The sequence below is a fragment of the Lonepinella sp. BR2474 genome, from assembly GCF_051851555.1.
In the GTDB taxonomy this organism is placed as follows: Bacteria; Pseudomonadota; Gammaproteobacteria; order Enterobacterales; family Pasteurellaceae; genus Lonepinella.
In genome coordinates this window covers 17,841-31,600 of record NZ_JBPDVH010000009.1, presented here as the reverse complement: position 1 = coordinate 31,600, position 13,760 = coordinate 17,841, and the positions used below count along the sequence as shown (strand labels likewise).

General features: G+C 41.7%; 13 protein-coding genes and 1 other annotated feature. Of the genes, 6 read left to right on the top strand and 7 right to left on the bottom strand.

Going from position 1 to position 13,760, the window contains the following annotated elements; genetic code table 11:
• The first annotated feature begins 25 nt into the window (after positions 1-25).
• Positions 26-1,204: an N-acetylneuraminate epimerase gene (locus ACTG7Q_RS09905; RefSeq protein ID WP_439243351.1), complete on the top strand. Its 1,179-nt coding sequence runs from the start codon at positions 26-28 to the stop codon at positions 1,202-1,204.
• A 387-nt stretch (positions 1,205-1,591) separates the two neighbouring features.
• The gene (locus ACTG7Q_RS09900) at positions 1,592-2,209 is read left to right on the top strand and encodes a glutathione S-transferase family protein (protein ID WP_439243349.1); all 618 of its coding nucleotides are present in this window, start codon (positions 1,592-1,594) and stop codon (positions 2,207-2,209) included.
• 15 nt (positions 2,210-2,224) lie between these two features.
• On the opposite strand, the gene hisC is transcribed toward ACTG7Q_RS09900, so the two are convergent.
• The 7 genes from hisC to ACTG7Q_RS09865 all read right to left on the bottom strand — a co-directional run bounded on the left by hisC (position 2,225) and on the right by ACTG7Q_RS09865 (position 9,561).
• Positions 2,225-3,289 (bottom strand): histidinol-phosphate transaminase, encoded by a 1,065-nt coding sequence (gene hisC, locus ACTG7Q_RS09895; protein WP_439243347.1) that lies wholly within the window; start codon positions 3,287-3,289, stop codon positions 2,225-2,227.
• 13 nt (positions 3,290-3,302) lie between these two features.
• Positions 3,303-4,292 carry a RhuM family protein gene (gene rhuM / locus ACTG7Q_RS09890; RefSeq protein WP_439243345.1) on the bottom strand — a complete coding sequence of 330 codons (990 nt, stop codon included), beginning with the start codon at positions 4,290-4,292 and terminating at the stop codon, positions 3,303-3,305.
• A gap of 77 nt (positions 4,293-4,369) precedes the next feature.
• The gene (gene hisD / locus ACTG7Q_RS09885) at positions 4,370-5,665 is read right to left on the bottom strand and encodes a histidinol dehydrogenase (protein WP_439243394.1); all 1,296 of its coding nucleotides are present in this window, start codon (positions 5,663-5,665) and stop codon (positions 4,370-4,372) included.
• A 14-nt stretch (positions 5,666-5,679) separates the two neighbouring features.
• Positions 5,680-6,579 carry an ATP phosphoribosyltransferase gene (gene hisG / locus ACTG7Q_RS09880; protein ID WP_439243343.1) on the bottom strand — a complete coding sequence of 300 codons (900 nt, stop codon included), beginning with the start codon at positions 6,577-6,579 and terminating at the stop codon, positions 5,680-5,682.
• 37 nt (positions 6,580-6,616) lie between these two features.
• Positions 6,617-6,752 (bottom strand) — a sequence feature (His leader region).
• 114 nt (positions 6,753-6,866) lie between these two features.
• Positions 6,867-7,556 (bottom strand): NAD-dependent epimerase/dehydratase family protein, encoded by a 690-nt coding sequence (locus ACTG7Q_RS09875; protein WP_439243341.1) that lies wholly within the window; start codon positions 7,554-7,556, stop codon positions 6,867-6,869.
• Positions 7,553-8,299, bottom strand: coding sequence for a class I SAM-dependent methyltransferase (locus tag ACTG7Q_RS09870; protein WP_439243339.1), 747 nt, complete (start codon positions 8,297-8,299; stop codon positions 7,553-7,555). The genes ACTG7Q_RS09875 and ACTG7Q_RS09870 overlap by 4 nt, the downstream gene beginning before the upstream one ends.
• Positions 8,300-8,304: 5 nt before the next feature.
• A complete protein-coding gene (locus ACTG7Q_RS09865; RefSeq protein ID WP_439243337.1) occupies positions 8,305-9,561 on the bottom strand; it encodes an aromatic amino acid transporter in 1,257 nt (418 codons plus the stop codon).
• Positions 9,562-9,733: 172 nt separating this feature from the next.
• Here ACTG7Q_RS09865 and ACTG7Q_RS09860 point away from each other — a divergent pair, with 172 nt between their 5' ends.
• From ACTG7Q_RS09860 to clpX, 4 genes are all read left to right on the top strand, one after another.
• On the top strand, positions 9,734-10,294 hold the full coding sequence (locus ACTG7Q_RS09860) for a hypothetical protein (RefSeq protein ID WP_439243335.1): 561 nt from the start codon (positions 9,734-9,736) through the stop codon (positions 10,292-10,294).
• 147 nt (positions 10,295-10,441) lie between these two features.
• Positions 10,442-11,737, top strand: coding sequence for a trigger factor (gene tig / locus ACTG7Q_RS09855; protein WP_439243333.1), 1,296 nt, complete (start codon positions 10,442-10,444; stop codon positions 11,735-11,737).
• Between the two features lie 149 nt (positions 11,738-11,886).
• On the top strand, positions 11,887-12,468 hold the full coding sequence (gene clpP, locus ACTG7Q_RS09850) for an ATP-dependent Clp endopeptidase proteolytic subunit ClpP (RefSeq protein ID WP_439243331.1): 582 nt from the start codon (positions 11,887-11,889) through the stop codon (positions 12,466-12,468).
• 23 nt (positions 12,469-12,491) lie between these two features.
• On the top strand, positions 12,492-13,733 hold the full coding sequence (clpX, locus tag ACTG7Q_RS09845; RefSeq protein WP_439243329.1) for an ATP-dependent protease ATP-binding subunit ClpX: 1,242 nt from the start codon (positions 12,492-12,494) through the stop codon (positions 13,731-13,733).
• Positions 13,734-13,760: the final 27 nt, after the last annotated feature.

The window sequence follows — 13,760 nt, the reverse complement described above, 5'->3', positions numbered from 1 at the left end:
TTAAACACACATAAGGAGTTCTACTATGAAATTCACTAAATCTTTATTAGCTGTATCCGTATTAGGTTTAACTGCTTTCGCAGCCCAAGCTGCACAATATCCAGATTTACCGGTGGGTATTAAAAGTGGTGCCGGTGCCTTAATTGGCGACACCGTTTATGTGGGCTTAGGTTCAGGCGGTGACAAATTCTACTCCCTTAACTTAAAAGAAAAAGGTGCGCAATGGCAAGAATTAGCCGCATTCCCAGGTGGTTCACGTAACCAACCAGTGGCTGCAGGCATTGACGGCAAACTTTATGTGTTCGGTGGTTTCCAAAACAACGACGTTGCTGACAACCAAGTAATCAACGATGCTTATTCTTATGATCCAGCCACTAACACTTGGACAAAATTAGACACACGTTCACCACGTGCAGCCGTGGGTGCAACTGGTGTAACAAATAACGGCAAAGTTTACTTTGTCGGTGGTATCAACCAAGAAATCTGGAACGGCTTATTCCAAGATGTGAAAAAAGCCTCTGCAGGTTTAGACAAAGAAAAAGATAAAGAAAAAATTGGCGCAGCAACTAAACCAATCTTTGATGCGTACTTCAACTTACGTGCACAAGACTTCTTCTTCTCATCAGAAATCGTCAGCTATGAACCTGCCACTAACACATGGCGTAACGAAGGTTACTTCCCATACTCAGGCCGTGCAGGTGCGTCAGTGGGCATTAACAATGGCAAATTGTTAGTGGTGAACGGTGAAATCAAAGCCGGCTTACGTACAGACGGCACTGCGCAAGGTACCATTGCCAAAGACGGCGTGAAAGACTGGAAAAAATTAGGCAACTTACCTGCACCGAAAGGCTATGAACAACAAGACGGTATTGCAGGCGGTATGGGTGGCTACACCAATGGTCATTTCATCGTAACGGGTGGTGCAAACTTCCCAGGTGCTCGTGCAAACTATGCCAAAGGCATCAACGATGCACACCGTACTGGTGGCTTGAAAAAAACTTATCATAGCGATTTCTATGCGTTAGATGCAAAACACGGCACATGGAAAATCATCGGTAACTACCCACACAACATCGCTTACGGTGTCGCTTTACCGTATGACAACAAAGTGTTATTCGTAGGTGGTGAAACCGATGGCGGTAAAGCCTTAACTGAAGTGCGTACCGTAAGCTATGACGGCAAAAAATTGGTGGTAGAAGAATAATCTCCCCCAAAAATAACCGCACTTTTGCCAAAACCAGATGCGACTGGGGGGAAAGTGCGGTGTGATTTCCTCTTATATTTTAACTGAACCAACAATGTTCCAGAGAATGTTGTTGGTTTTTTTGTGTGTCCAACTATAATTGATCTGTCCAACACTTACGTATAGGGTTAAGTATACACGATGCTCCGAATCTTGTTTATATGCGTCACCATATTTAGCAGTTTAGCCCTGCGCATAAGACAGGGAGAGGGTCTATAAATAATTCCACTTGACATTAACAGTCAAAAATTTAGACTTAATAATAATCCAACCTTTCGTGTTTCTATACAGGAAAAGAAAATGGACGTGATTATTAACAAAGCTAAATCAGCCACAAAGGAAACAAACATGATCCTCAAACTACATTATCTTGACCGTTCTCGTGCAATGCGAGTCACTTGGTTATTAGAACATATCGGCTTGCCTTATGAATTAATCCCGCATAAACGTCAAGAAAATATGCACGCACCAGATGAACTGAAAGCTATTCATCCTCTCGGCAAAGCGCCGTTATTGGAAATTGACGGAAAAGTCATGACTGAATCAGTGGCTATGGTAGAATGGATTATCGCCAACCACGCCCCACAACTTGCTCCAGCAGCCAATAGCCCTGAATATGCCGACTATTTACAATGGTTACAATTTAGCGAGAGTACCGCCATGATCCCCATGGTGCTAAAACTTATCACAAGTCGGGAACCGACACCTCCACAACAATCGCTAGCCTATGCCGATCATGAAATAGCACAAGTTTATGGCTTTATCGATCAACAGTTGTCAGATAAACGCTATATTATGGGCGAGCAACTCACTGGCGCAGATTTTGCCTTAGCTTTTCCATTAATGATGTTGAATATGGTTTATCAAGGGAAATTTGCCCATATTCAACGTTATTTAGCTGAGCTTGCTCAATTATCAAGTTGGCAAAAAGCCATGCAGATTGAACAGCAGGTGTTGCAAGGCTGATAAATAGATATAGCCCTAGACTAAAATCGGGGCTAATTTTATTGCCTGAATAGTCTGTTCTAATTCTTCTCTTGCCCCAACCGTGATCCGAATACAATTCTGCAATCCCAATGCTTTATGTTGATCACGCAAAATAATGCCTTGTTCCCAAAGGGATTTAAACACTTTTTCGCCATCTTGGAATTTCACCAAAACATAATTTGCTTTTGTTTCAAAAATTTGTACCACGGTTGGGATTTTGCTTAATTGTTCAATTAACCACGCACGATTGTTTAGCACATCATTAACCCGTTCTTGCATTTGTGTAATACCTTGTGGTTGCAAGGCTTGAGCAGCAATATCCGATACTGGCACAGGCAATGGATAGGGGGCGATCACTTTTTGCAATATGCCGATTAATTCCGCATTGGCAAGGGTAAAACCACAACGCAATCCTGCCAAGGCAAAGGCTTTGGAGAGCGTGCGGATAATGGCTAAATGCGGATAATTGGCGAGTTCATTCACAAGGCTTGCTTGTGGGCAAAACTCAATATAGGCTTCATCCACCACAACAATGGCTTTATTTCTGGTGATGTCGAGCAATTTGAGTAAATCCACACGGTTAACCAATGTGCCTGTCGGGTTGTTCGGACTGCATACAAACACGACTTTTACCCCATCAAGATTTCGCTCAATTTCTGTTAAATTCAGTTGAAAATCGGTGGTTAACGGGACGGTTTTTAATGCAATACCGCAAGTTTCTGCACTCACAGAATACATGCCATAGGTCGGTGGGCAATATAAAACATGGTCGTCTGGTTCACAAAATGCCCGAATAATCAGCTCAATACTTTCATCCCCGCCACGGGTGACAATCACATTTTCAGGTTTCACACCCGCATAATTCGCATAACCATTAATCACGGCTTCTGGTTGTGGTTCGGGATAGCGGTTAAAAGTACGGTGCAATAAATCAAAATTTGGTGAAGTAGGATATTCATTGGCATTCAGCCATACATCGCCCTTGCCACCTAAACGGCGAGCGGATTGATAGGGCGTAAGTGCCTGTACATTTTTTCGGGAAAGTGGTGAAATTGTCATGGTTTGTTCCTGTTTAATTTTCTTTTTTCAGCATGTGCATAATTAAGCGGATTAACGTTTCTTTTTGTTTCGGATCAGATTCTGCCACTAACAAGGTCAAGGCGGCTAATCCAGTTTGATTGATCACGGGTTGTCCCAGTTCATCATATAAACGTCCGTTACGATGTAAAAAATCCACAAATAAAAATGCCCCACTGCGTTTGTTACCGTCTGAAAATGGATGATTTTTTACAATAAAATACAGCAAATGTGCCGCTTTGGCTTCAATACTCGGATAAGCGGGTTCGCCGAAAACGGTTTGTTCCAAGTTGCCTAAAATAGCAGATAAACCGTCTTCACGCTCACGACCGAATAAATCCGATGCCTCGCCTCGAGCCATAAGTTGTTGCTTAAATTCTGCCAAACCTAAACGAGCTTGTTCAAGCGTAGGCAACGTGCCACCTTGTTGGGTTTTGGGTTCAATCAGCAAACCCTCGTCATATTGTTGCAACCATAAAAACGTTTGTGCATAACGGCTGACAATATCCACTAATCCACGCCCACTTTCTAAGGTCAATTCACTCGACTGAGCGGTTTTCTGAATTAGTGCAATGGCTTGTTCTAGCTCATTCGCATTTTGCTGTAAGCGTTTTTGATTAATGGCATAGCCTTTGACGAGGTAGTCTTTTAGGCGTTGGGTTGCCCAGCGACGAAATGAAATACCTTGTGGTGATTTTACTCTGTATCCCACGGAAATGATCATGTCTAAATCATAATGATCGATTTCACGATTAACTTGTCGCTGTCCTTCTTGGCGAACTATCCGGAATTTCCGGATAGTTGACGCTATCTCTAATTCGTCATCATCAAAGATATTTTGAACGTGTTCATTTATAGTACGAACATCTTTGCCAAATAAAGTGGCCATCTGTGCTTGCGACAACCACACCGTATCCTGCTCAAACCGCACTTCAACTTGCGTTTGTCCATCTTTAGTTTGGTATATTTCAATCGGGTTTTGCATAATTTTTTCCTTGTTAAATTTATATATACTGTATTTATATCACATAAATAAACTGAAAAATACTGTATACTAAAAATTTATTTTTGTTTTTTCAATTTTGCTAACCTTATACTCACCGCTTTTTTATGCGCTTCCAACTGTTCAGCTTGTGCCATCAACTCCACCGTTTTAGCTAAATCCTTAAATCCTTGTGGGGTGAGTTCTTGTACAGTCATACGTTTGCTAAAATCTGCCAACCCCAAACTTGACGTAGTTTTGGTGTAGCCATAGGTCGGTAAAACGTGATTGGTGCCACTGGCGTAGTCGCCCATGCTTTCGGGAGAATAAGCACCCAAGAAAATCGATCCTGCGTTATCTAACCGCGGTAATAAATCACGGGCATTTTCCACTTGCACCACTAAATGCTCTGGAGCATAATCATTACTGATTTCAATGGCTTGAGTAATGTTTTCCGCAATAAAGGTACGACTATGGCTTAACGCTTTGCGAGCGGTGTCGGCTCTTGGTAATTGATTTAATTGACGCTCGATAGCAAGTGCGGTGTATTCTGCCTGAGTTTCGCTGTTGGTGACTAAAATTACTTGGCTGTCCGCACCATGTTCTGCCTGAGAAAGTAAATCGCTTGCCACAAATTCAGGATCGGCGTTTTCATCGGCTAACACCAACACTTCCGAGGGGCCAGCCTGCATATCGATTGCCGCACCGTTGACCGTTTGGCTCACTTGGCGTTTGGCTTCGGTCACAAAGCTGTTACCCGGTCCGAAAATTTTATCCACTTTGGCGACTGTTTCCGTACCAAATGCCATCGCCACAATGGCTTGTGCGCCCCCCACCGCATAAATCGTTTCCACTCCACAAAGATCCGCTGCATATAAAATCGCATCAGCAATCGGTGGCGGTGAACATAGCACGATTTTTTTACAGCCTGCAATTTTAGCAGGAATGGCAAGCATTAACACGGTAGAAAATAACGGAGCAGACCCCCCTGGGATATACAATCCAACCCGATTAATCGGGCGTGTCACCACCTGACAACGCACGCCTGCTTGGGTTTCAATATCCACAGGCTGTGGAATTTGTGCCTGATGGAATTTTTCAATATTGGCTTTGGCGTTTTGAATCGCTTGTTTTAGCTCATCGGGCAAACGAGCGGTGGCTTGTTCAATTTGCTGTTTGGAAACGTTTAAACTGTCTAATTTTACCTTGTCGAATTTCTCGCTTAACTCAAATAATGCTCTATCGCCATTGGCTAACACATTTTCACGAATCTCATTAACTGCCTGTTGAATATTGGCAGATGAACTGATCGCTGGACGAGTGAGAGCTTGTTTTTTCTCACTTTCTGATAAATCTTTCCAAATTAAGGTTTGCATCATGTTATTTTCCCCTAAGCCAACATTTTCTCTATCGGTAATACCAACACGGAACTTGCCCCCATTTCTTTCAACTGTTCCATGGTTTCCCAAAATAAATTTTCCTGACTGACCACGTGCATGGCGACTTTGCTGTTATCGTGAGCCAATGGCAGAATGGTCGGATTTTCCACCCCCGGTAAAAGTGCGGTGATTTCTTCCAATTTATTTTTCGGGGCGTGCAACATAATATATTTGCTTTCCGCCGCCTGTTGTACCCCTTGAATGCGGGTTAATAATTTTTCCACCAGTGCTTGTTTTTCATCAGATAAGGGTTCGGCACGTTGAATTAGGCAAGCCTTTGATTTATAAATGACCTCCACTTCTTTTAAACCATTGGCTTCCAAGGTTGCCCCTGATGACACCAAATCACAAATGGCATTGGCTAAATTTGCGGTCGGGGCGACTTCTACTGAACCATTTAAAAAACAGTTTTTATAGGATACACCTTTGGCAGCCATATAGCGTTTCAGCAAATTCGGGTACGAAGTAGCAATACGTTTATTGTGCAAATCCTGCACGCCGTGATATTGCTCGTCACGATCCACTGCAATAGATAAACGGCAGCCACCAAAATCCAAGGTGCGGAGTTTTTTATATTCCACCGTTTCCCCTGCATTTTGACGACCCAGTTCTTCTTCTTCCAACACATTTTCGCCGATAATGCCCAGATCCACCACGCCGTCAAATACTAAACCCGGAATATCGTCATCACGCACGCGTAAAATATCAATCGGCATATTTTCCGAATAGGCAATCAAACGTTGTTCGTTCCAGTTGATTTTTACCCCACATTGTTTAAGCAATTCGTTACATTCTTTGCTTAAACGCCCTTTTTTTTGTAATGCAATGCGTAATCTTTTGCTGTTTGACATTGTTATTTCCTTAGGTCAACAGACCCTATTAAATGTATAAAAAAACCTTTCGAAAGTTGACTTCCGAAAGGTTTATATTGCTGATTCGCCGCACTTATTTGCCACTTCGGAAGTTTTATCTTCCGAGTAGCACCATCCGCCCGAAAGATTAGGTTCGGTGATGGTGATGATGAAACGTAAAAGTGCGGTTGAAATTCATTGTATTTTCCTAAAGTGGATTTTTGCTTGCCTTTTAAAATACTGAAATCTACTTTATCTTGCAAGCGTTTTTTTGTTTATTTTTTCTTTTATTTGGGGGAATAATATTTTTCAAGGGTTTTTTGAACATAATCTTGTGCAAAATTGAGGTGTAATTTCGCCAAAATGGGGCGAATAGGAGCAATATCAATGGAATAATAAGATCCTTTCGGAATAGATTGATAAAGTGCGGTGATTTTTGTGATATTTTCTAACATCATGGCAATATTTTGCACATTGATCATCTTATCCGTGGCAACATTAATGATCTGATTGGTAAACAAAGGATTGGCTAGGATTTCATTTAAAATCGTGACCACGTCATCAATATCAATTAAATTCCGATAACTTTCTTGCCATAGGGTAAAAGGTTGCTGATGAATAATGGCTTGATAGAGGAAATTCACGATAGTTGGGCTAGTGGCATTACCCACGACTTGTGGTAAACGCACAATTAAGTATTGCTGGGCTAATCGTTGCACTTGCTGTTCCATATTCTGTTTATGTTGCACATAAGACGAATTTTGTAGGGACGGATCGTAGAGACTACAAGTGCTAAAATAAACTAATTTTTGGTCGGGATGGTGTAAAATCGTTTGTTCAAGTAATTGGCTCTCTCTGGTAAATAAAGTGCGGTCTTTTTCTTGTGAATTTGATACGCCACTGGCAAAAATAATATGCTTAGGATCTTCTGCATAAGCAGAAAATGCCTTTGCCATCATGCCATTACCGACAATCATGGGACTTTTCTCGCTTTCACGAACAGTAACACAGGGCGATGTTGTAAATCTTTAAATTCTGCTTGCCATTCAGGCTGATCGGCTAACATGGGTTCTGCCATTTGTTCAATTTGAAAGCCTGTTTCGATAAGCCCATTGATAATGGTTGCGGTGGTTCTATGATAGGTTTGAAAGGGTTGTTGAAACCAGCTTCGATCTCGCTCACCTTCATCTCGATAATAATTTAAACGATAGGCAACCTGTTCTTTTTGTTCATTTTTCTCCCAGCGTTCACCGCCTTGGTAAGCGGTGACGATGGGGTGTTCTTGGGAAAAAATAAGCCAGCCATTGGGCTTTAATTTGCGATAAATTTGGCTTAATAGTTGGCGAAAATCTTGCACGTAATGAAAGGCAAAAGAACTGGTAATCACATCAAAATCCGTTTCGTTGAGTTGATCTAATTGTTCCATTGCCAAGGGATAAAGGGAAAAGTGCGGTGTAAAATCGGCAAGATTTTTTTCTGCCTGTTGTAACATTGCCAAAGACAGATCTATGCCAACCACAAAATCGGCTTTACGAGCTAAATATAACGCCAAATGTTCGCCCGTACCACAACCGAGATCCAGCAGCTTTTTGCCTGTTAAATCAGGCAATAAAGACAACATTGTGGGTTTTTCCACAATGTTGTTTAAACTGATTGGATTTGCACGAAGTTTTTGATAAAGCTCAAAAAAGTTTTCTTTATCATAAACGGAGGTTTGCATAAAGGTTAGCCTTTAAAATCCGCAATCCAGCCAAATTGGCTACCGAGTTTAGCCACGATATTTAAAATCGCAAATAGGAAAATAAAGTAAATCATAAAGTTACCACCGAATGCGGTATATTTACTTTGACCAAATCGCTCACGGCTGGCTTTGGCTAATAAGGCTGGCACAATCCCTGCCCATACGGTGGCGGCTAAACCCGCATAACCGATAGCGATCACAAAGCCATAAGGGAATAGGAGGCTTAATAATAATGGCGGTAGGAACACTACTAATGCCGTTTTGGCACGCCCTAATCCGCTGTCGTCAAATTTAAACAAGTCAGCGATATAGTCAAATAAACCGAGCGTCACCCCTAAGAAAGAGCTGGCAATCGCCATATAAGCGAAGAAACTCAGAGCGAGGGCAATGTAATCGGTTTGCATATATTGATGTAACGCATCGAGTAACGCTGCAATGTCGCCACCTTTTGCAATCACAGGGGCAAATTCACTGCGAGGTAAATTGCCTTGCACCGCATATTGCCACAACACATAAATCACTAACGCTGTTGCGGTGCCTAACACCACGGATTTTACCACTTTAGCTGCGTTGCGATCATAGTATTTCACAAGGCTAGGTACATTTTGATGAAAACCAAAGGACACTAAACACACAGGCAACGCCACCATAGCGTAAGGTAAATAAACGGTATCCGCTGGGGCAAGTTGATCCAATAGAATTTCAGGTTTGGCGGAGGAAATTAAACTGGCGACAGACAGGAAAAACGCAATCGCCATACCTGCGATTAATACCGTACTAAAGCGATCCACGGCTTTGGTGGAGAACCAGACGAACAAAGCTAATACCACAGCAAAGATTAACGATCCCGAAGTTCGTCCAATTTCCACCGCACTTTGTTCGCTGCTTAACAGCTGATTAATAAAGCCTTCGGTAATACCACCGCCTGAGGTAATGTAGGCATAGGTTAAAATGTACATGACAAAGGCAAGGGATAAGCCATTGAGGACGTTCCAACCATTGCCGAGTAAGTCTTTGACAATGGTATTAAAACTCGATCCCGTCGGGTAGTGTAAATTGGCTTCTAATAACATTAAACCTGATGAAGTCATACAAAACCAAGTATAAAGCAAAATCAGCAATGAGCCAGTAAACCAAACACCTGCGGTGGAAATCGGGTTGGCGAGCATGCCCGCACCAATGGTGCCACCGGCGATAATCATTATACCGCCTAACAAGGACGGTTGTTTTTGTGTTGTCATGAGGAAATCCTTACAAAAATAAAGTTGCACTATTATAATAGTACGAAGATGAAATAACAAGATAGGCTGAGAAATCTTTGTTGTTAAATTTTATGCTAGACGACTTTCCCTAGATTTCGTTATAATCCTCCCATTTATTTTATCTATAACCTGTAGTTAAGGAAATTTATCAATGTTTAACATTAAAAACCTATTTATTTTTATCACGACGCTTTTTATTGGGATATCACAAGGCTATGCGGAATTAGATGTCGATCAGTTGCCGCAGCCTAAATATGATCCTGAACATGCCGCTATATCAGCCGAAGTAGCGAAACCTTATAAAGACATGATTAAAAATGAAACGAAAATCAAAGTGGCGGGCCATTTCCATTATGTTTGTAAAAAACAAATTAACGAGGTAGGGGAAATGGTTCCAATTTGGATGTGTGAATCCGTAAAAACAAAGTATGGTTATATGGGGGAGTATCGATTTGATCTCAGTTATGTATCAGATACTAAAGATAAAGTCTATCGTGATGATATTGTTATTCTATTAGGTTTTAAACATCTTATGTTGGTTAATTTGGTTCACGTTAATAAACATACAATAAGGATAGAAGCTGGGAGTATGACAGAGGCGTTTGAATTATATCATGCTAATGACATCATCCCCATTTTTCAGAAATATGGTTTAGATCCCTATAATGACGGCGAATGCCACTATGAACAAAATCCTGATTGTGCAGCGTAGTGTGTATTGATGTGGCTAGGGTATAAAGCGAGCAATGATAAAATTTCTTCTCGACTGCTCGACTTGTTTTCGTTATAATTCGCCAGTTTATTTTTATTCGCCTTAGCGAACGGCTAAGTATTCATTCATATTTAAAGGAAAAGAACAATGTCAACTATTGAAACAACGCAAGGTTTAGAACGTCGTGTCAGTATCACGGTGCCAGCAGAAACAGTAAAAAATGCAGTACGTGAAGAAACCAAACGTGCCGCCAAAAATGTCCGTGTAGACGGTTTCCGTAAAGGCCATGTCCCTGCTCAAATCGTAGAAAAACGCTTTGGTGCCTCTATTCGTCAAGATGTGTTAAATGATTTATTACCTCGTCATTTCTTTGATTTAATGTTCAAAGAAAAAGTGAACCTTGCCGGCCGCCCAACCTTTGCCATTGAAAAATTTGAAGATGGCCAAGATTTAGTGTTCACGGCGACTTTTGAAGTGTACCCAGAAGTGACATTAAAAGGCTTAGAAAATATCAAGGTTGAAAAACCCACTGTTGACATCACCGAAGCTGATGTAGATAACATGGTGAACGTATTACGTAAACAACAAGCCACTTGGGCAGAAAGCAAAGATGCCGCCAAAGCGGAAGATCGTGTGACCATTGACTTCGTTGGTTCCGTCGACGGTGAAGAATTTGAGGGCGGTAAAGCCACTGATTTCGCTTTAGCCATGGGCCAAGGTCGTATGATCCCAGGTTTTGAAGAGGGTATCGTCGGCCACAAAGCGGGTGAGCAGTTTGATATTGATGTGACGTTCCCTGCAGAATATCATTCAGAAAACTTAAAAGGCAAAGCAGCGAAATTTGCGATTACCTTGAAAAAAGTCGAAATTCAAGTATTGCCAGAATTAACTGACGAGTTCGTGAAAAAATTTGGTCCAAACACCAAAACCGTTGAGGATTTACGTGCCGAAATTAAGAAAAACATGCAACGTGAATTGAAAAATGCCTTAGTCGCTAAAGTGAAACAACAAGTGATTGACGGCTTAATTGCTGAAAATACCATTGATGTACCAGTCTCTGCGGTAGATGAAGAAATTGAAGTGTTACGCAAACAAGCGGCACAACGTTTCGGTGGCAACGAGCAACAAGCGGCACAATTACCACGTGAATTGTTTGAAGAACAAGCGAAACGCCGTGTACAAGTGGGCTTATTATTCTCTGCAGTCATCAAAGAAAACGAGTTAAAAGCGGACGAAGATCGTGCGAAAGCCATGATTGCGGATATTGCCTCAGCTTATGAACAACCTGCGGAAGTGGTTGAATATTACAGCAAAAACAATGAATTAATGAATAACGTGCGTAATGTGGTATTAGAAGAACAAGCGGTAGACGCTGTGTTAGCGAAAGCTCAAGTGACGGAAAAAGTGTCATCTTTTGATGAAATTATGAATCCGAAAGCCTAATCTCACTTAAGGTTTTGAAGTGCGGTCAATTTTTGATGAATTTTATTATTCGTTAAAAAATGACCGCACTTTTGTTTATTTTGTTTAGTCAAACCTATTTTTCAGGTAGAATAGACAGATTATTATATTGAAATATGTTGGAGAACCTTATGTCCGTGATTCCTATGGTCGTAGAGCAAAGTGCAAGAGGCGAGCGTGCTTACGATATTTATTCACGTTTATTAAAAGAACGTGTGATTTTTTTAAGCGGTGAAGTAGAAGACAATATGGCCAATTTGATTGTGGCTCAATTATTATTTTTAGAATCCGAAAATCCAGATAAAGATATTAACATTTATATTAACAGCCCCGGTGGTTCCGTCACCGCAGGCATGGCGATTTATGACACCATGCAATTTATCAAGCCCGACGTGCGTACCTTATGTATCGGACAGGCGTGTTCCATGGGCGCCTTTTTATTAGCAGGTGGCACCGCCGGTAAGCGTGCGGTATTGCCCAATGCGCGGGTGATGATCCATCAACCCTTAGGCGGTTTCCGTGGGCAAGCCTCAGATATTCAAATTCATGCGCAAGAAATTTTGAAAATTAAACATACCTTAAATGAACGTTTAGCCTTTCACACGGGGCAACCTTTGGAAAAAATTGAACGAGATACTGACCGTGATAATTTTATGTCGGCGGAGCAAGCGAGAGAGTACGGTCTCGTAGACAGCGTGTTAGTGAAACGTTAAGAACAGAGAATTGGAAAGTAAACATGGCAAATGAAAAAGAAAACTGCTGTTCTTTTTGTGGTAAAGCACAAGATGAAGTCGGCAGATTAATTGCGGGTACTTCTGGCTATATTTGTGGCGATTGTATTGAACTTTGCCACAATTTATTGCAAGAAGAAAATACCTCGGCGGAAGAACCGCAAGAGGCGGAGAACGTAGAAGAAACCAAATTACCCACCCCACACGAAATCCGTGCTAACTTAGATGATTATGTGATTGGCCAAGATTACGCCAAAAAAGTGTTAGCGGTGGCGTTATATAATCATTACAAACGCTTACGCTCCAATCATCAAACCGATGAAGTGGAATTGGCCAAAAGTAATGTGTTATTAATCGGCCCAACGGGGAGCGGTAAAACCCTGTTGGCACAAACTTTGGCCCGTATGTTAAATGTGCCTTTTGCCATGGCAGATGCCACCACCTTAACTGAGGCTGGTTATGTGGGCGAGGACGTGGAAAATGTCATCCAAAAATTGCTCCAAAATTGCGATTACAACACCGAAAAAGCTGAGCAAGGCATTATTTATATTGATGAAATTGATAAAATTACCCGTAAATCAGAAAACCCGTCTATTACCCGTGATGTGTCTGGTGAGGGCGTGCAACAGGCCTTGTTAAAACTGATAGAGGGAACCGTTGCCTCTGTGCCACCTCAGGGTGGGCGTAAACATCCGCAACAAGATATGTTGCGAGTGGATACCTCAAAAATCCTGTTTATTTGTGGCGGTGCCTTTGCCGGTTTAGATAAAATTGTGCAAAAACGGGTTCATGTGGGCAGTGGCATTGGCTTTGGTGCAGAAGTGAAAGGAGAGCAAGATGAATTAAGCCTGTCCGAATTGTTCCAACAAATTGAAACGGAAGATTTAATTAAATTCGGTATGATCCCCGAATTTGTCGGTCGTTTGCCGATTGTGGCACCGTTAAGCGAATTAGACGAAGACGCTTTAATTCAAATTTTAACAGAGCCGAAAAATGCCTTAGTAAAACAATATCAAGCCCTGTTTAGTTTGGAAGAAGTGGTGTTAGAATTTACCCAAGAGGCCTTGCAAGCCATGGCGAAAAAAGCCTTAGCCCGAAAAACGGGCGCACGGGGGTTACGTTCGATTGTCGAGGGCGTGTTATTGGATACCATGTATGACTTGCCATCCTTAGACAATCTGGCGAAAGTTGTGGTGGATGAAAGTGTGATTAATGACGATACCAAACCGACATTAATTTATAAATAGTGTTTTTATCTCAACAAAGTGCGGTGA